Annotated in this window: 14 protein-coding genes; 6 read left to right on the top strand and 8 right to left on the bottom strand. The window is 61.1% G+C overall.

Translation table 11 applies throughout. The features are described 5' to 3' along the window. Nucleotides 1-437: 437 nt before the first annotated feature. From DIE08_RS11320 to DIE08_RS11305, 4 genes are all read right to left on the bottom strand, one after another. Nucleotides 438-1,022, bottom strand: a complete 585-nt coding sequence (locus DIE08_RS11320; protein ID WP_124901944.1) for a hypothetical protein — start codon at nt 1,020-1,022, stop codon at nt 438-440. A 224-nt stretch (nt 1,023-1,246) separates the two neighbouring features. After that, nucleotides 1,247-3,922, bottom strand: coding sequence for a TcfC E-set like domain-containing protein (locus tag DIE08_RS11315; RefSeq protein ID WP_124901943.1), 2,676 nt, complete (start codon nt 3,920-3,922; stop codon nt 1,247-1,249). Nucleotides 3,923-3,974: 52 nt separating this feature from the next. Continuing rightward, the gene (locus DIE08_RS11310; protein ID WP_124901942.1) at nt 3,975-4,682 is read right to left on the bottom strand and encodes a fimbria/pilus periplasmic chaperone; all 708 of its coding nucleotides are present in this window, start codon (nt 4,680-4,682) and stop codon (nt 3,975-3,977) included. 113 nt (nt 4,683-4,795) lie between these two features. Further along, entirely contained in the window at nt 4,796-5,449 is a 654-nt protein-coding gene (locus DIE08_RS11305) for a common pilus major fimbrillin subunit EcpA (RefSeq protein ID WP_059599572.1), read from the bottom strand. Between the two features lie 1,078 nt (nt 5,450-6,527). On the opposite strand from DIE08_RS11305, the gene DIE08_RS11300 reads away from it, so the two are divergent. Both DIE08_RS11300 and DIE08_RS11295 read left to right on the top strand, forming a co-directional pair. Further along, nucleotides 6,528-8,162, top strand: a complete 1,635-nt coding sequence (locus DIE08_RS11300; protein WP_124901941.1) for a hypothetical protein — start codon at nt 6,528-6,530, stop codon at nt 8,160-8,162. Between the two features lie 505 nt (nt 8,163-8,667). Continuing rightward, nucleotides 8,668-8,919: a hypothetical protein gene (locus DIE08_RS11295; protein ID WP_124901940.1), complete on the top strand. Its 252-nt coding sequence runs from the start codon at nt 8,668-8,670 to the stop codon at nt 8,917-8,919. A 904-nt stretch (nt 8,920-9,823) separates the two neighbouring features. Here DIE08_RS11295 and DIE08_RS11285 read toward each other — a convergent pair. Beyond that, entirely contained in the window at nt 9,824-10,000 is a 177-nt protein-coding gene (locus DIE08_RS11285; protein WP_124627544.1) for a CsbD family protein, read from the bottom strand. 230 nt (nt 10,001-10,230) lie between these two features. Between DIE08_RS11285 and DIE08_RS11280 the strand changes: the two genes are divergently transcribed. Beyond that, the gene (locus DIE08_RS11280; RefSeq protein ID WP_124627542.1) at nt 10,231-10,377 is read left to right on the top strand and encodes a DUF3096 domain-containing protein; all 147 of its coding nucleotides are present in this window, start codon (nt 10,231-10,233) and stop codon (nt 10,375-10,377) included. 630 nt (nt 10,378-11,007) lie between these two features. Beyond that, nucleotides 11,008-11,301, top strand: coding sequence for a hypothetical protein (locus tag DIE08_RS11275; RefSeq protein WP_124627540.1), 294 nt, complete (start codon nt 11,008-11,010; stop codon nt 11,299-11,301). Between the two features lie 103 nt (nt 11,302-11,404). Here DIE08_RS11275 and DIE08_RS11270 read toward each other — a convergent pair whose 3' ends face one another. The 3 genes from DIE08_RS11270 to DIE08_RS11260 all read right to left on the bottom strand — a co-directional run bounded on the left by DIE08_RS11270 (nt 11,405) and on the right by DIE08_RS11260 (nt 17,579). After that, complete coding sequence (locus DIE08_RS11270) at nt 11,405-12,640, bottom strand: S53 family peptidase (protein ID WP_124627538.1); 1,236 nt, start codon at nt 12,638-12,640, stop codon at nt 11,405-11,407. 33 nt (nt 12,641-12,673) lie between these two features. Further along, the gene (locus tag DIE08_RS11265; protein ID WP_124901938.1) at nt 12,674-14,806 is read right to left on the bottom strand and encodes a polysaccharide deacetylase family protein; all 2,133 of its coding nucleotides are present in this window, start codon (nt 14,804-14,806) and stop codon (nt 12,674-12,676) included. A 691-nt stretch (nt 14,807-15,497) separates the two neighbouring features. Then, complete coding sequence (locus tag DIE08_RS11260; RefSeq protein WP_124901937.1) at nt 15,498-17,579, bottom strand: hypothetical protein; 2,082 nt, start codon at nt 17,577-17,579, stop codon at nt 15,498-15,500. A 233-nt stretch (nt 17,580-17,812) separates the two neighbouring features. Here DIE08_RS11260 and DIE08_RS11255 point away from each other — a divergent pair, with 233 nt between their 5' ends. Both DIE08_RS11255 and DIE08_RS35915 read left to right on the top strand, forming a co-directional pair. Further along, nucleotides 17,813-18,931: a helix-turn-helix transcriptional regulator gene (locus DIE08_RS11255; RefSeq protein WP_124901936.1), complete on the top strand. Its 1,119-nt coding sequence runs from the start codon at nt 17,813-17,815 to the stop codon at nt 18,929-18,931. 174 nt (nt 18,932-19,105) lie between these two features. Beyond that, the gene (locus DIE08_RS35915; RefSeq protein ID WP_221622504.1) at nt 19,106-19,222 is read left to right on the top strand and encodes a LamG domain-containing protein; all 117 of its coding nucleotides are present in this window, start codon (nt 19,106-19,108) and stop codon (nt 19,220-19,222) included. Nucleotides 19,223-19,238: the final 16 nt, after the last annotated feature.

Below are 19,238 nucleotides of genomic sequence, written 5' to 3'. Positions count from 1 at the left end.
GATCAGATTCACCGGGACGACGGCTACTTGCTTTGCTCGAGGTAATGCGGCGTTGCTGTTCGTGCTATCCATCGCGGGTTAATCGGAATGTGAAATTGGAATCGATGAGCCGCGATTCGATGCGGCTTCTTGGGATGGGAGCGCTGTGTCCGGGACCAAGCCTTGTTCAGGGGACAAGGGCGTCCCTCTGTCGCGCCCGGTGCCTCTTGACGCTGGCTAAGGCGTCAGTTGTGCGGGGGTGTGATGCCGGTGCCGATCTGCTTCCAAGATCGCTACTCAGGCAAGAGGGCATTGCATTTGGCATGAGCCGTCGAGGCGATTCCTGGGGATAACGCCGCAATGGAATGCTTCTTCAACCCTGAAGAACCGAGCGCGTGAGCAGGCGCGCCTATCGCACCCGTGCCGATGGGTTCGAATACATCGAGCGACAGGGAAAATTAATTCGTCGGCACCACTTTCACTTCATGTGTGTCGGTCCCGTTTGCCAAGACGACCCTGACCGGGCCGCCCACTGGATTCAGCCCGGCCAGATCGAGTGATTCACCAGGCGACAAATAGCGGTCTCGCATGCAGTCAATCAAAAGCGCACATTCCCCATGCGCGGTTGCCAGCATGACCGTGTTCCCCGTATTAACGAATAGCGTCCCATCGACCCGATAAGCCTGCCTTGGCGACCTCGGCTGCACGACCAGGATTGTCTGCAACTCGAGACGCGGTTTCACCTTGACCGCATTTGTATCGATCGAAACCGCGCGCTCCTCGCGGAACGTCACGCGAAAATAGCGTGGCGAGTCGTCACTTACACCTTTGAAATAGAGACGCAACCACCCACTCTTGTTCGGGCGTAACACGAGCTGCTTCGGTGCGTACATCAGATCGCCGCCTTTCGGCTTCCAGGTCGCGACGTCGCCATACGGCGGAGCGCTTTCCTCCACTGACACGCCGTACACGCGCGTCTGGTCGCTGTCGTTCACGACCTCGCGAACGAGATAGTCTTTCCCGGACCCCATGAAATAGGTCATGTCGCCAACGGACAATGCCTGCGCTGTGCAAGACCAGACCAACATCACGAACGCTGCGAATTGCCTCAATCGATTCCTCACTGGTTACTGGTCCGCGCATACGCATCTCACCCGCTACAACTCAGCCAGTCGGCCCGGCATCGCGCGTTACCCGACAAAAATAGACACGCGACCGACTGCGTCGGCCGCGCATATGGATACGTCTCCTCCATTTTGGTTTGGTATCAACCTTCGCGACGCCGAACCGGGCGCGCATCGGCCACGCTTTTCGGTTTGCATTCGATCTGATCAACCCACAGCGCGCCTTGCGCTTTGCTGAGGTCAAAGTCGATCTCGCACGTTCCGCCGGTGCCCGTCTCATATTGAATGACCGGATAGGCGGTATCGACGTCGATCACGAAACCGCCGTCGGCCGCAGTCGTAGCCTTGCCGATGTGGTTGCGAATCTCGGTGTTCGGCTTCACCAAACCGTTCTCGGTCAGCACGCCGAACACCGTTACCAGCCGGCGGACCTTCGGCATCATCGACGCGACGTTGCCCGGATACAGCACGAGCTTGGCGTCGCCTTCCTGGATATCGAAGTTTTCCGGCGTGTCACGACGCGTGCGGATCGTCACGCGGTGTTCGCGGTATCCCGTAAGCGGAACGAACGTGGAACGCGAATCGAGCGCCAACGCCCCATTCGTGGACACCATCTCGAGGTTGCCACGTGCCGACTTGTCCACGCCGACGATCACGCCGCTTTCGCCCTTCTTGCTGTTGAACCCGATGCCGCGCGTGTTCCACCCGACACTGCCCTGCATCGCGGCGGTGCCGCTGGCGTCGCCGGTATCGTCGATGTTCACGTTACCTTGCCAGCCAAACCAGCGGTTGTGGCCCTGCGCGCCAAGGTTCGCTTGGGTGCTCGACGGATTGCCATAGTCGCTCGACAGCGAACGCGAGCGGTTGACCCCTGCCGACAGATAGTCGACGCCCGGGATACGCTCCGGCCGCCAGCCGACGTGCGCGCCGATCTGCTCGGTATCGAGCGAACGCGAATAGTCGATGCCTGCGTCGCCGAACGAGAACGTCGCATTCAGGCCGACGTAGAACGCATTGTTCCACTTACGGCCCATGCCGCCGCTATTCCGGCTGAACATCTGGCCGCCATTGAGCATCACGCGCACCCATTTGTTCGAGTAAATGTCCTGGCTCCAGTCGATGCGGTAGTCCTGACCACCGCCGCCGTATACGCTTCCGCTCACGTTGAGCGTCGCGTTGTTGGCCCAGCCGAACATACGCGCAACGTTCACGTTCGAACCGAAGCTCAGTGTGCGCTGATTGTATACGCCGTTCTTCGCGGTGCTGCCCGTCGTCAGCATGTAGTTCGCCCACGCGCCGACAGGCCCGATGTTCGCCGCGCCATTCGCATTCACGCGAAAACCGCCGTCGCTCGTCGCTCCCGTGTCGATGCCTACGTTACCGTGCTTGAAACCCCGTTGATACCGCAGTTCGGCGGCGGCCAGACCGTCAAAATAATATGCACTTCCGTTAAACGTGCCGAACCGAGTCGCCATCTTGCCGCTCGCGCCGACGAGCTGTCGGCTGATCGCACCACGCCCCCCAACGTTGTTCGCAACATACTGGCCGACATAGAACTGATACTGCGTGTCCGCACCGGTTCCGCCGTTACTCGGCTTGTACACTTGCTCATTGCGGGACGACACCACACGACCGTTGACAACGACGTCCACGCGAATCGGGTAAGTCCCGACTGGCAACTGGCGCGTATCGATTTCCTGGTTGCCGAGGGGAAGATGCTGAACGTTGATCAGCTTGCCGTCGCGATGAATCTGCACTTCACCCGATGCAGGCATGAACGCGAAGATTGGCGTGCGCGCCAGCGAGCCGTCGTTCAACTCCGAGCGGCTTGCGGTGCCTGCGCTGACGCCAAGAAAGCGCCCGCCCGGAAGGAACGTTGTCTGCCCCAGCGCATTCATCGACCAGGTGCTCAGATAGCCGGCCGTGATCGATACGCCGCGGTAATCACGTTCCAGCCGCGCTTCATACAGGTTGAAATCGTCGCCGCTGCGAATGTCGCCCTCAACATACGCGTGATTGACACCAATTGCGCTGACCGACTGCATGTGGAGGTAGCCGTTCGCATCGGCTCTGGCGTTCTTCACGACCGACATGTCGTAATTCAGCACACCGCTCGGATGCTTCTCGGTACTGTCGGGCAGCATATGCAAGCGCGGCGCGCCTTCGCTTGCATAGGCATCCCTCGGCAGTTGTGCAACCAGTTCGAACGTCCGGAGATTGAATTCCAGTTGGACGTCAGATACGTCCTCGCGTGCGCTCGACGTTTCCGCGATCATGCGCAGCGGCTTGCCGTAGCGATCCGCAATCTTCTGCTTCGCGGCATCCGTGATGGCGATCTTCGCGAGGCTGAAGTCCACCAGCGTCAGCGTGCGCCCATCGTACTTGACGGTCGCCCGGCCCGCTTCCTCCGAACCGCTATCGATCTTGAGCCGCACGGGCACGTCGACACCCTGCTCGAGTGCACCAAGCAGGTTGTCAGGAAAGGCGTACTGACCGGCGACCAATGCGCCATCGGCATCTGCACCCTCCGCAGGATCGGGCGCGCGATCGGCAATTTCCGGATGCAGCGAGCGAGCATCGCGGCCTGGTTCCATGTCCGACGCTGGCACGGATACCGATGCGTATTCCGAGGCCGTGATCGCGTCGACATCGACGGCGTATGCGGACTCGTCGCGCCCCCTGTCAGCTTCGGGCGTCTCGACTGCCCGCGCACCCCGATCGAACATCACCGAATGATCCGCCGCAAGCACAGCCGACGACACCCATCCTCCCGCAAGGGATACGGCGACGTTAATTGCTGTCATTGTCGACTTTTTCATTCGCAGTCCAAATTGAATCTCTGTTTATCCAAGTCACATAACCGTGATTCGGTTACTTCGCTACGACCTTCGACGGTGCGGCATTCATCGGGAAATACTGGTAGTCGCTGCCTTTCCAGACGCCAATGCCTTGAAGGGATACCAAGCCCTTTTCCTTTCGCATGTCTCCCGACTCGCCCGGGAGCAGGAAAGTGGATCGGCTGCACGCCTTCGGTTCGGTTGCGGCCTTTTCTTCGCACTTCCCCGTGGCCGTGACATGGACGAAGGTATTTCCGATGTTCTTCACACGCCCGTTGCCGTCGTGTTCGAATTTGAAGTGGATCGTTCGTGGGCGCACGACGAGGATCGAACTCAGCCGAATGCGCTGCTTCGCGGACAAGCTGACGCCATCACTGATGTTCGATTGCGACGACACGGCCTGTTCAATGAACGACAACTGGTAGTAGCGCTCCTTGTCGTCCCGCTTGCCCTGGTAGTAGATCTTGACGTCCGCCGTTCGATGCGGCGGCAGAAACACCGTTGCGGGCGAGATCAGCACATCCTTTTTCTGCTCATGCAGCACCTTCAATTGCCGCGGATTGGTAATCTCCTGGACTTCCGTCGACACGAATTTGGCTACCGAGTCGTCGTTCTTGATCTGCTTGACGACGTAGAACTCGTTTTCCTGCATTTCGGTCGTCAACGATCCGATGCCGATGGCCGATGCATGCTGCGCGCCCATCAGCGCGGCCGCCAGCGCCAAGAGTTTGAGTGGCTTCATCGTGTCCTCCGAAAGAAAAGAAAAAGAAAATGCCGAACCCCTAGACCGCGAGGTCCGGCATTACCGGAGTCAATGCCTGCTTCGACCGAGTCTATGCAGGCATTCGGCGCAACTTACGCGGTCGGCGTTTCCCAGCTCGCGACGAAACGCACTTCGACGTCGCCGTTGTAACGGCCGTCGGAGACGCCAGACAGACCTGTGCCAGTCAGCGCGTTTCCGTCCTTGTCGGTGCCTTCTGCGATCGAGAACTTCACCGGCACGCCATTCGCCTGGTGGTACGAGCCGTTCGGCGTCTTGTTCGGGCCGACCTTCGACAGATTCATGTTCTGCAGGCCATTTGCCGCGATCGACGGCGCCGCGTCACCGCCGGTGCCCGACAGGATGTCGGTGAGGGTTTCGCTCAGCTCGACGCCACCGAGATCGACGCCGACCTTCAGCGAATCCTTCACGCCACCTGCAACGGCATTCAGCGTGTTCTTCGTGACTTGCGCCTGGATCTTGTAGCCCGTGCCGCCTTCGTAACCCGCCGCGAGAACGGTCAGCGTGCGGTCCTGCGTCGAGAATGCTTCGCTCGACGGGTTCCACTCGAAATCGAGCGTCGTGCTACCTTCCGCGAAGACGCTCAGCGTCACGTCGGACTTCTTGACAACGGATGCCGTCCACTTCACGCGTGCTTCTTCCGGGCCCACGGTTGCGGCGATGGCCGGAACAGCGAACGCGACTGCGAGTGCGGATGCCACTGCGAGGCGGAATGCAGTTTTCTTCATATCGATCTCTCAAAGGTGTTCATCAATTAACTTGGATGACCAGACGACATCCCATACCCGGGGATTCTTCTGGACCGCCCGTCCTACCAACTGCCGGTTCAATGGGTTTGCCAGATCACGGCGGCGAAACGAATTATTTCAATTGAAAGGCCAATGTAATATAAGAATGGGCCTAAAAAATCCTTGACCCGCTTCGAACGGCACACACTCATGCGGCCCAGCGCCCGTGCTGACGGATGACAGTCACACCCGAGCGCATCCCTCTCCGGCAAGTAAGCCAACAGAAAAAGGTTTGCCGAGGACGCGATGATTTGGACGTGCGAAACCGGCAGGTGCGCCGGAACCGAAGACAACACGCATCACGACCACGATGGTCGGTGCATTTCGCGGCGCACCCGCAACGCGCTGCCGAAACACGTCCGCGTGTGTTTTCACCTGCGCTAAATGGGTCACACGGCGATGGGTGCGATTCGCCCTGGCCGGTCCAGGCGTGCGTCGCTCGAGGGCGGACAAGATGCCGGTATGCACCGTGAGTGCCGCGCCGTGTGCGCGGTCTCTACGGATCGTCAAAGCCAGAAGACATGCCCGACGCCTGCAGATGCCATTGCACAACGGCCGGTCGGCACGGATCCGGGCGCGAACGAACGCGTCGCGGTACTCCGCGCGAGAACATTCACACGGCCTCGCGCTCAATCGCAGACTGATACATCTGATCGACGCTCCAGTAGCGCGAGCGCGGAAGGCGTACGCTCCGTGCGTACTCTCGCAACGATTCCGCAGCTATCGGCGAGACCTTCCCCGACTCCGCCGGCAGGCCGAGCGGGCATGGCGCGGATCTCTGCGGAATGCATTTAGGACGGTTCTCATATTCTGATCGCGCGCCTCTCCGTTAGCATACGAAAGCCATTTTGCGTGTGATTAGCGGGACGACTCGGTTATCCGGTCCTCATCGCAGCCCCCTCCGCTCAACCGCTCGTGGTCGAACGTGCGTTGCGTGTCGACCTGAATCCGGATGGCGGCAATAAATCATGTGCGCTCCACCGAATGTGTCTACTCCTCTCCTCGCCATTGCATTGAAATGTCAAATCTCAAACCACTTTTTCTACGCGCTGCGATTCGCTTTTGCTTGAGCGGCGCGCTGGCGCTCGGTCATGCTGTCTCTGCCCATGCCGCGGCCGATGACCCGTTCAGCGTTCCGTGCAGCCGTTCGCCGACGATTTCGGACCACTCTTATGCGCCGTTAGTGATTGAGGTGGGCGATTATCTTTATTTGCCTGACATTCCCGCTGGTACGACGGGCGCACTCGTCGGGCGCATTCACAAAACGAATCCCCAACTGACGCAGCTGGCAATCATCTTCAAGGAAGCGACCACCTGGGACTCTTTCCCGGACGTCGCTGTCGGCGCATGGCTGTCGGCGAGCGGCGGCTTGCGCTCGATCGTTGTTCCGAATAGCCAGGATGTGCGCTTCCCCAATCTTCCCTATTCGAGCAAGAACACACTGAATCGTCTCAGCGCGGACTACATCATCAACGGCATGCAAATCGCGTCAATTGATCAATTTACGCAGCAAACCAGCAACTCGCTGGGGCAGTTCGTTCGCGGGCCGGGTACTCAAGTGCAAGATCAGACCGCCAGAAAGATGGTGGCGGACGCCTTCCTGAACCAGTCACCGATGACGTTCGGTGCGCATATGTTCTACTCCTCTGTCATACTTGGAGACCGCGGTCAGCAGCTTTCGGATTGGTGGTTGAATGGAAACTTCTCGAACATGGGCCTTTGCGGATACTCCAGCCAGTTCCTTTACAGAACGACGGTGACGCCAACCGCCTCCCGGACGCTCACGCTGTCACCGATCAGCGGCACCATCAGCGTGTCGAACGGCAAAATGCTCGTATCCGTTCCGCCCGTATGCCGTATCACGGACGGCAACATGGAATGCCCGATATCCGCCAACTCCACGGCCACGATGGATAACATTTCGTTCATCGTACCGCCTTCTCAGCAATCCGACGTATGGTTCAAGACGGCTGGCGGGCAGAAGTTGTCGAAGGTCTCTGCGACTGCCTTAGGCACAACGAAACTGGTGGTCACGTCGAATCTGCTGGATTCGCTGCTGGGCGACGCCGAAGCGAAGCCGCTCGGCGAAACCATCGGCGCGATCGTGCAATCTACCGGTGGAACGGCCGTCGACATGCGGGTGTCCTTTTTCGAAGATACGGAACTGAAACGTCTCACATTCGGCGTCGCGATCGACGAGCGCGACCCCGCCGCGATGGGCAAATATTCCGGTTCGATCGGCCAGGATGCGGAGATCGTCGTGCCGCTCACAATCCGCCAGTATGGCGCGTCGAAGGCGACCAAGGTGTCGGTAGACGTGCTCGCGCCCAGTGTGCAAACCGCCGACGGGCCACGTTGCAAATTCGTCGACAAGAGTGGTGCAACAGTGGTTGCAGTGCCGTCAATCGTCCGCTTTTATGACGGCACTGGGCTCGACGACCGCCCGGACAATTGCGCCGGCACCGTGTATGACGTTGCCACGCTAAGGTGGCGCGAGACCCTCGGCGGCGCATTCGCGTACGAGGGGGCCCTCGATATGGACCTGCGCTTCCCGCTCGATCCAAAGCAACTCGCGACCGACACGTCAGGCGCGCCCTGGTTTGGTACCGTTTCGGCCAGCGGCGAAGTCCGCGTACGCGCTGACTGGCTCTAAGCGACTGCGGCCTTGGCGGTGCTCCGCGCTGACATTAGACATTCCGCGAATAAATCCTTCGATGCCGCACCGCTTCGCCAGCATCGTGAGCGACGGTTCCGTCTGCGACTGTCTCAGGCTCCCAGCGGCGATCGACAGACGGGACTGCAGCCGCTTGAGCGACTTTCGATCCCCGCGCTCGATCGCCGTTGGTGGCACCTCGCAATTCGATTTTGCGCAGGTCATTTATAGAAGTCCTGATTTGGTGCCACACGACAAGACTTTGTCGGATTGGAATCCGTCTAATCGAGTGCAGTCGTCCTTTTCGTGAAAAATCAGGACTCGTCGCGCGCTTACACCAGCACTCGAGACTGTCCTTGTCCATCTTTGACTTTCTTTCAGACGTATCTGATTGTTCCGATGAGTCGATTTCGCGACGATAGGTTCGCGTGGGAGGCGTCGTCCTGATAACGCGATTCCTTCCCTGCAAATCATTCACTCAGATTTTTTGGGATCGTTCTGAACAATGAAAAAAATAACCCTGACTCTTCTCTTGATGGCGCTCGCCCTGCCCGCCTTCGCAGGCCAATGCAATAGCTACGGCTATCAAAAGAAGCTGCGAAAACTTGAAGTCAAAGCCGAAGCCGCGAGCCGGTATGGCGACAGGATCAAGGCGCAGAAGCTCCGGGAGAAGCGCCAGTATTTGATGTCCCGTTGCCAGTTGACGCACACCATTGGCGGAACGGCTGAAAACCACATCCCGTACCAATATCACTAATTTGCCGTAGGCGTAGGCGCGCGGTGTCAGGAAACGCGCGCCGTCCGCACGTGAAAGCAGGCAGGCCCTCGATCAAGGGCCCAGCGCTTACAGAACGCACGCGCCGGGCGCAATCTGAACAAGTTCGCTCATCTGCGGATTTCTCCACGCATTCTGAACGTCGAAGTGCGCGGCAGCAGGCAGTTCGACACTTCGACGCCGTCACACCTGAAGGAAGCCCGTCCGCTCGCGACACAGCGCCCAATTTCCCGTTGGTTACCGTTAGCGGCTTTGTGCTAGACCGTCAGTTCGACTCAGTGCTTGCTCAAAAAACGATCGCGGCCCTTCACTCCCTCAATCCATTGAGGCTTCCTGCCATGCCCATTGCATGGTGCACCACTCTTTCGATCACGATACTTCGGCGCGATCTGTGCACTCGTGTTCGTCACAACGGCACGGCGCCGCCCGAAAAGCAGCTTTAGGTAATACGACCGCTCCAGCAGCGTGCACGGCGACCGTGGTGATGACCTGGTGACCAGTGCTGATTCAAGTTGGGTCTCTTCTCGGCGAGTCACTCAATTCGGATATCAAATCATGCTCTACATGATGCTATTCAACGTTTTGGGTGTGTAGTGGCCAGATTGAAATGTCCGCTTTCGGGCCGTGTCAGCAGTACGGCCGTGAATGTCCGGCGCCGAGGGCTGCGATGGCTCCAACGGACCGGATCACGATGACGATGCGCGATCGGCCGGTCAAGGCGTTGCGATTGTGATGGACCAACACGGCAGCAGACGCCAACGTTTACACGCTTCCCCCCGTGGCCGCTTTCAACGCACGCTTCGCGAAGCCACTGAAGGTCGACTCCAATTCACACCGGCCGCTTCGGTCTGACGAGAAGCCAGTTCGGTGTCTTCCACGTCAGGCTCTAATGCCGCTTCTTGAATCGCTCCTTTGCGTCGCCGAATGACGCTTGTGTCTTGCCGACGATCTGTTCGGCCTTGCCCGTCAATCTGCTTGTTCGATTTCCCACGACCTTGCCAACCATTTCCTTCAGCTTGCCCTTTGCTTCCGTAAGGCGGCCTTTTACCTGATCTTTGTTCATGACATTGCTCCTTGAAACTTGACGAATGCTCGAACTGCGGTCCGGCACGCCGATCTCAATCGCGATGAAACGTCGGTGCAGGTACGGCGATTGCGCCGGTCGAAGCGTTCGCGCTTGTGGACAGTGAGTTGACGGCCGCAAGCTTGACGCTCGCCAGGCTCGCGTCTCTGTAACGGGTGCCGGAGGCAAGGCAGGCGGTGGCCACTCGTTCTCAATCTTGCGGAGGAAGCATGAACACGCTCACTAGCGCCGGCCCGCTGGTTTCGCTGATCGCCGGCATTCTCATCCTCGTGGTACCCCGCCTCCTGAATTACATCGTTGCGCTCTACTTGATCATCATCGGGCTGCTCGGTCTGTTCGGAGGACGTCTCCATTGAATTGATATGACCACGAGATAGCCTGTTACGAACGCGCATCAGTTACATCGTGGTGCCATGCGGGGGTCCGGTGCCGGCGAACACCGCCAGCGCAATGAGCAACACATATACCCGCTGCATGTGAGCGAATGATCGAACAACGACATCGTGCGTCTTCGTCGATGAAATGACTCGCCGCCCTTGCACTGGCCACCGGGCGGAGAACAGTGATGCCACAGTGCGCATCCTCTCGCAAGGCAGAGCAGGGGCCCTTTCTTCGGATGCGAAGCGGTATTCGACCCGACATCGGCACTGCGGGAATGGGTCGGTTCCCTCCACTTCATTTCAATTCAATGTAAGTGTTGCTTTGTCAGATCTGAACGCAAATCCCGATTGCATTGTGGACCTTGTCCGCGTGCGCTTTCGCGTTGCGCCATCATGCTCTGCATTCCTTCACATTATTCACACGCCGTGCCTCGAAGCGATTGCATATCCGGCCTGCGGCGATGGTGACATCGTGGCTTCGGCCATCGGATCGGCATTGCTGCAAAGAGATGCGGATCGCGTCGTTGAAATAGCGAGCGAAGCGCCTGCCGCTTCGTACGAGAACGATTCATGCTCGTTGTCAGGTACTGAATGGAGGAAAGCACGATGAAGCCCAAGACAATTTCGAACCGCCGAATTCTGGCGACACTCGTGGCAGGCAGCGCACTCGTCGCGGCCACCACGGCCTTCGCGCAAGTCTACGTTGCACCGCAACCGAGGTACGAAGAGCCCGCCCCGGCGCCGGGTGTGTCGATCACAATCGGCATGCACGGCCACCGCTACTGGGACGGCCACCGCTACTGGGAGCACGACGAGTGGATGCATCGTCATCCGCGTGAACATGATCCGTGGCGTGAGGACGAGCGCGGGCGCATGCACGAACACGAATATCGTGAATAGCGCAGACCCGCCGCCAGATACGAGGGAACACGCCTACCGACCAACATTCTCGTATGTGGCGCGCGGACCCGCCTGATCTTCTCGAGCCGCCAACATATCCACGTCAAGGTGCGGCCATCAGTGCCTGGATCAGATTAGCGGCCATCGGGCGCCCGAGGCCGGTCACGTAGTCGTATCCGACCGCCGCGGTACAAAGCGTGCCGCATGTGCCGTTCGATCCGCTGACAATGTCGCGGAAGTTCGCCGCGTAAGCGCTCGACGCGAGACCGTACAGCACGCTCTGGATCGCATTCACCGCGTTCAGCGTCGTCTTGCCGCGCGCGATGCGCAAGCTGTTGACGATCGCGACCAAAGCGGACCATTGCGGTGCGCCCGCGCTCGTGCCGCCGACGACGAACCAGCCGCGCTGCCCCGCATAGCCGTACGAATCGTATACCGCGAAGCCGGACGCCGGATCGCCGTCGTAAGCGACGTCGGGCACACCGCGCAGCCCGAGGCTGTCCGATGGCGTCCCGAAGTTCGACTGATACGTCGGTTCCGACTCGACGGTGCTCTGTCCGCCGCCGCTGCCGGCCCACGCCGCTTCGCCGGCATAAGCGCCGCTTGAGTCGATCGCGATCGACGTGCCGCCGACGCTCAGCACGTACGGCGACGCGGCCGGGTAGTCGACACCATTGCCGCCGTCGCCGGACGCAGCGACGAACGACACGCCGTTCGCGCTGGCGAACTGCCCGTCGTATTGCGTTTCGGCCAGAAATTCGGCGCTCCCCCAGCTGATCGACACGACCTTTGCGCCGACCCCGCCCGGTGCCGGACTCGTCGCGAGTGCGATCGCGCTCATCAGGTCGTCCAGCGAACTCGATGCGGCTTCGACCAGCACGATCCGCGCATTCGGTGCGATCGCGTGTGCCCACTGCACGTCCAGCGAACTTTCGAGCGCCCACAGCGCATCGGGCGGCGGCGGCCGCTTGTCCGGCGTCGCGTACACCTTCGTGAAGCAGCGCGGGGACGCGCACGGCGGCAAGCCGAACGTGTTGCTGAACAATCGCAGATCAGCCTCGACGTTCGGATTGTCATAGGCGTCGACAATCGCGATGACCTGATCGTCGCCACCATAGCCGCGCGCCGGCAATAGATCGAACCCGTAGAAATGGCGGATCTGCTGCGGCGACAGGCCGACCGGATTCCGTTTCGCGGATCCGTGCAGATGGAGCGGCGGCCTCGCAAACCCATGCAGCGCTCGCGACGAGGATTGCGCGAACGCCACGCCGGTCACAAGCGCGACGCTCGCCGATACGACCAACATGCACAGCCCACGCGCAAACGAGGCTCGGTTCATGGTGTTCCCCCTTGGCAAACGAGCTGAGGTGCGTCACTGCACCTTCGCGCTCGTGAACGACAGCGATTTTCCCGTGCCCGCGATGACCAGCCAGTTGTTCTGATCGGTACTGACGACCGTCGCGCTTCCGCTTTTCACGCTCGGCATCTGGTACGTGCGCTTCGGCAACAGCCAGGTCATGTCCTGGAGGTTCGTCGGATGCGTTGCACTGAACGTCCAGCTGGTACCGGTATCTGTCGCCGTCCAGCTCACCAGCAGACGGCGCCGGTCGAATTGCGTGAGCTGGTCCATCGTGAACCACTTGAACTGGCCCGTCGTCGCGAGCGACGCCGCGTAGCTGAGAAACGTCGTAACGACGTTCGGATACCATGACGCGCCCAGCGGGTGCATGTAGATCAACCGGCTCGTGCGGTTCGCAACGACGAAGTCCATCAGCGACAGATACCAGTTCTGAACGTCTGTCGTCGGCACCGCGAACTCCTGGAACTCCTCGAACGTCGCGTACTTGCCGAACGGCATCACCGGAAACGCCCAGATGCCCGGATTCAGCAGCGAACCGTTGCGATACGCCCGCGTTTGCGCATTGCCGGTATGGCCGGTGAAGTAGTAACCGGAATAGCCGTTCGACTCGAGCCAGTTCACCGCCCACGTCGGCGTGTTGCCTTCCGGCGCCGCCCATTCGACGTCCGGCTTGCCCGTCACCGACTGGACTGCATTGTGGTTCAGCACCAGATATTGCGTGAACGTGCTCGCGTTCGTTTCGCTGGCGTTCGCCCCCCAGTAGTCGTGCGCCCAGCCGCCGTGGCTGCCGACTTTGTGCCCGCGCTTGAGCAGGAACGCGACAAGTTGCTTCGCCTGCGTATTTTTCGTCAAGTTGATCCCGAGACCATCGCCGATCGTCACGTCGTCCGGGCCAGCGGTCATCACGATCGAGTACGGGCCGCTGTTCCAGACACCGTAGTTCTTCAGGTACTGCGCCGGCTGGATCTGGTCTTCCGCGCAGAAGTGCCAGTTCAGGACCATCCCGGCCTGCGCGCGCGGCTGCAGCGACAGGTGCGGCATCGACAGGATGTTCGTCGTGAAGTAACGCAGAAAGCCGTGAATCGGCATGCTGTCGGTTTGTCCGTCGAGATACGCGAGCGGCATGTTGACGAACATCACGCCGCCGTTTCCATACGCCTGATAGCCCGCGACGAGACCGAAGTTCGGCGACGTCAGCAGCGTCGTGCCTGTATACGTGCCCTGTGTGACGTAGCTCGGATATGTGAGGAAGCCGTATACGTAGCCGGAAATTCCTTCGAGCACGTCCGTCGTCGCCGACGGTGTCGCAGTCGCGAGCGACGTCGCGCCACTCACCGCCGTGGATACCGACGACAGCGTCGTCGATGTCGGCGAATACGATCCGGATGTGACCTTGCCACCCGTCGACACGCGCCCGAGATTCAGCGGCACGCTGGTCATGCGGCCGTTATCCATCTTGTACGTGAAATACGCCTGATGGTTGTACCCGGCAAGCCCGCCCGGGTTCGACGTGCTCGGCTGCAGGAAGAGCAGCTGATTCGTCGTCGAGCCGGTCGAAGAAGTTGACGTGGTTGCGGCCAACGCCGTCGCGGTCGTCGTCGAGCCGGACCATGTCATCGACTTCCCGGGCGGAATCTGAAGGGCGCGCAACGTGCTGCCCATCCCGGTCACAGGGCCGAGGCCGATCATGCTTCCGCCGAGCGTATCGTAGAGCACGTAGTTGACGCCGGCCATCGAGCTGAATCGCGATTGCCCGGCCGGATAGAATCCAGTTGCGTTCAGCACACCGAAATCATAGACGAGCATCACGCGCCCGCCGTTCAGCGCGTAGTTCTGGATGGCGGTCACGAGCGTATCGTCGGCGACCGTATGCACCTGGTCCGGCAGGATGAGCCCCTGATACTGCTGCAGCGACGTGCCGCCCTGCTTGAATTGCGTGTCGCTGATGAGCGAAATCTGCAACCCCTCCTCCGCCGCCGAATCGAGCCACGCGGATACACGCGGGTCAGGCAGCGTAAAGTTGTCCGGCAGCAGCAACAGCAACTGATTCGACAGTGCGTTCGCCGGCCCGGCTGCGAACGTCAACAGGCAAACGGAAAAGACGATCAGAAGGGCTCGTAGGGCCCGAATTGAGTTGGCCAACATTATGCTCTCCCGTCGGAGGGGGGATAACTGCCGATGCCCGACACGTTGCGGCCGACGCGTTCCGCCCATCGTGATCGAGCGGTCGGCGGCCGGGCCGTGTGGCGCCATCGGCTGAGGGGGGAGAGCGAACGTGCCGCGTTCCGGACACGCCCGGTCATGCAAGTGCATCGATTCGTCGGACGATCACGAACGCGCGGCAACTATCGTTCCCACCGCAATCCATGAAGCTAACAACGTGCCAGTCTCGCAACCACGCAGCCGCGACAGCCACCTGAAATGGAAAGCACGCGGAACAGGGAAAATCGCACCGAAAACGTTACAGCTTCGATACGGCGGGCCTGGTGGCGCGATGTGACGAGCCGACGGGAAGCGTCGCGATGGACGATGTGAGGTTGTCTGGCGGGGCGGCGCCTGGGTCTCGGGATCGCCAACGCCCTTTGCTGGGCATCCGCAAGCGCCGGGAATCGACGGAGAATGATTCTGCCGAGTAACGCCGGCGCTGCGTGCGTGTGGACTGCGTGGCCATCTCCCGAGTCATGCCTGACGAATTGACAATAAAAATATTCATGCTCGAAGGCCGTTCAGGACATGGCGCGCATCGTCTCGCCACGCCATGACGCAAAAAGGGCCGGCGGGATAAAAAATCACCCCGCCAGCCCCATTCTCACCGGGCATATCTGCCCGGCCTCCGTCACCGGTCGTACTCGAAGGACTCGGTAAAGAGCGTGTCGACCGTGTCGGACCAGTTCAGGTTCACGAACGAGAAGTCGGTGCTGCCCGTCCAGCCGGCCACCGACGGGAACGCGACGCCCTGGTCGCCCGGCACGTTGAGCGTCACCGCCGCTCCCGGCAGGACCGGCGACGCCTGTGCCGAACCGTTGACGAACGTCGGCGCGGGCTGCCCCGACGCGGTCGCGCGAATCTGCACGTTGCCGCGCTTGACGAACGGCAGCCCTGCCTTCGACGTCCAGCTCAGCGGGAACGTCGCGCCGCCCGCGAACGTGCTGGCGGTGCCGGGCGTCAGGCTATCGCGCGTGGACTGCGCCAGATCGTGCCACGCATACTGGCGCAGCGCGTCGGGCAACGGCGAAGGTGTACGCAGCCTGACCGTATAGTGCCTGGCCGGCGCCGACGTGTCGCCGTTCTGGTAGACGTCGATCGTATAGGCACTGAAGGGCTTGATGTCGGCCAGCTCGGCGGCGCTCAGTTGCGGCTTCGCCCACGCGGTGTTGTTGCGCGGCGCATCGCCGGGCCACGTGAACAGGCTCTGGCTGGCCGGGTCCTGCGCGACACCGGCCAGGCGGAAATTGTTGCGGCACTGCGCATTCTTCGTCAGCGCGGCGAGCTGGGCCGGCGTCTGCCCGCTCGCGATCTGCGCGCGGATGTTCAGCGTGTCGCACGTACCGCTCGACGGCTGGAGGAACACGCCGTTTCGCAATCCCGGGCCATTGACGATCGCGAAATCCACCGCGGTGCCCGATGCATCGACGGTGCCGACCTGCAGGTTGAGCAAATCGACGAACGCATTGGTCCCCGTCGACGGATTGGCCGGATTCAGCCAGTCCCATTTCTGCGCATTCGCGTTCACCTTGCTCAGCACCGCTCGCTGATTGCCGACCACGCGCCAGCCGGTATCGCCGCTCGCGAGGCTGCTCGCCTGCACCGCGAGTTGCACATGCTGCTGCATGCCGTCGCGAATGCCGTCGATGCGCGTCCACGCGAGCTTGACCCACATCGTGTCGCTGGCGATAACGCGGATGACTTCCGGCAAGCTGAAGCTGGCATTGTTCATCGCATCGTCGGCCACGATGCCCGGCGCGCCGCCGGCATGCGCGCCGAATTCCTGGTCGGCCGACATGCCGTTGTTGAGATAGGCAGCGGGCACGCCTGCGTTCAGCGCGCCCGGCGCGACGCCGTCGACAAAGATCCGGCCGCACGCCGATACGTTGCCGCCCGCGCGCGCCGCGCCGGTCGAACCGGCGAAACACTGATTGAGCGCACTCTGCAATCCCGCCAGGTCGCTCGCGCTCGGCAGGTTCGACACCACCGTGCCGTTGATGGTCGCGGCGGCCGGCAGGCTGGCCTTGTCGCTAGGCTGCGGCGCGACACCGGGCGCGAGCTGAAGCTGCACCGGCGTATCGCTGGACGCGCCCGCCACCGAGCTGATCTGAACCCCACCGTCCGGCAACACGTTGATCTTCACCTGGTCGAGCAGCCGGTCGAGGCCGGGGCCGCCGGCCGTCAGCGGGCCGGAAATCAGGTCGACGCCCGTATTGCCGGTTGCGGTCAGCAGGTCGGCCAGTGCGGACGAATAGGCCTGCACCGTGCTGGCCACCGCCTGGGCGGTGACCTTGCTCTGCAGCAATCCGGTGTCGGCCAGCAGCTTCGTCGGGTCGTCGCCGATGATCGTGGCGGCGATCGCATTCGTGATCGGCGTGATGTTGATCGTCTGCGTGCCGCCCGTGGCACTGAGTGCGATCAGCGTGGCCTGAGAATCCGCGACGTTGCCGTAAGCGGACAACGCGAAAGGCGCGGTCAGTCCGGTCACGGCGCAATGAAACGCGCCGGTCGTAGCGTCGGCGGGACAGTCGACCGATTTGCCGGTCGCATCCATCAGTTTGACCGTCGCGGCCTGCATGGCCGCGCCGGCGGCCGCGACGCCGCTGACCGTCTGTGCGGCCGGTTCGGATGGTGACGAAGATGAACCGCCGCCGCCTCCACAAGCAGACACCACCAGCGCTGCGATACCCCACACGACAGGTTTGAGTTTCATTGTTTTTCCCCCGCGAGTCTTCTGGTTGTCAGGTGCGATACGCAACGCGCATGCACGCTGACCGGAATTCTCGCAAAGGCGATTTTTGCGATCATCATTCAAGTGAATGAAAATCCAGAAACAATGCGGTACGGAAGGCAAATAGCCTGTGTTAGCCTGAAACAAATTCGGTATTCGAATCAATATCGTCAGACAAAATCCGCATACAAAATCATTACGCGGCGGGGTGGAACATGCAACGGGACCAGCTCATCGGGGACCTCTACGAGGCCGCCCTATGCCCGGATGGTTTTCTCGAAGTCTTCCATCGGGTATCCGAATCGCTCGGCGCAAACGTCTTTCATATGTTCAGCTGGGACGCCGCGCGCAATGCACCGAAATTCTCGATCTATTCGCCGCGTGCGGAATTCGACACGATCGTCGCACTCTACGACCAGTATTACGGCGCGCTCGATCCGCGCCGCGGCTTCGTCGAGAATGCACCGCTCGGCGAATTCGTTTGCTGCCAGGATCATCTGACCGAACGCGATGTCGAGCGCAGCGAATTCTTTCAGGACTATCAGATTCCGTCGGGCATTCGCTACCTGATGGGAATGCGCTTCGCGCGCCCGGGCAGCGACGACATCCTGCTCGGCTTGCTGAGAGCGCACGGCCGACCGCCCTATTCGTCAGAGGAACGCGCGAACCTGACGGGCATGGCCGGGCATCTGCAACGCGCGATCAACCTCTGGCAGGATGCAAGCGTGCTGCGTCGGGACGCTGCGCTCGGCCGCGAACTGATGGAGGAACTGGGCTTGTCCGTCTTCACGCTCGACCGGCATTCGCGCGTCATATTCGTCAACCGGGCGGCAGAGTCGATGTTGCGCGCCACCACTTGCCTCAAGCTCGAGCACGGGCATCTGAGCGCGGCGAGCGCGCCGCAGAACGATGCACTCAAGGCGGCCGTGGCACGTGTCGCGAAGACCCGCAAAAGCGAGAACCTTGCCTTGGCCGGCACCGTGAGCGCCGCGCACGAAATCTTTATCGGCATCGCTTCGTTATCCGGACAAGCACGCGATGGCGCACTCGGCGACGCTGCGATACTGATCACCGCCAGGCGCCGCAGCGCCGCTCCGCTCGTCGTCGCTCAGCAACTTCGGCAGGCATTCGGCTTGACGAGCGCCGAAGCCGCCGTCGCCGAAGCATTGATCGGCGGCAAGACGCCGGAGGAATGCGCGGCCATTGCCGGCGTGTCGCTCTCGACCGTTCGCACCCAGTTGCGCGCGATCTACGAGAAGACGCATTCGCGGAATCAGGCCGAGGCGGTTGGCCGGATGCTCTGGGTGCTCCCGCAGCACGCGCGCGATGCGTGATCTCTCGAAATCGGCAACCACCGCCGTATCGAAACACGGCGGCCGCAGCTGCCGGTTGTATTTCGCGCTCGCCAGCACCGTTCGCTCGTTGCCGAACACGCATACTGCGTACGATTTGCGGCCGCTGACGTAGCACCGGGCGAACAGGTTCGCGACATTCGACGCAAGCCGCCAGTGATGCAGCTGATAGTGCATTGCGACCCGTTCTTCAACGGCGTGATCGACGAATTCCGCATCCATCGCGGCGCGATGTCGGCCGCTCAGGTGAGGGCGCCCGCTCAGGGCGCGTGATGCGCGCCGGGGCTCC

It is taken from the genome of Burkholderia sp. Bp9004 (assembly GCF_003858025.1).
In the GTDB taxonomy this organism is placed as follows: domain Bacteria; phylum Pseudomonadota; class Gammaproteobacteria; order Burkholderiales; family Burkholderiaceae; genus Burkholderia; species Burkholderia diffusa.
Note: the sequence above shows the minus strand (reverse complement) of the source record. Positions and strands in the feature narration are given on the sequence as shown.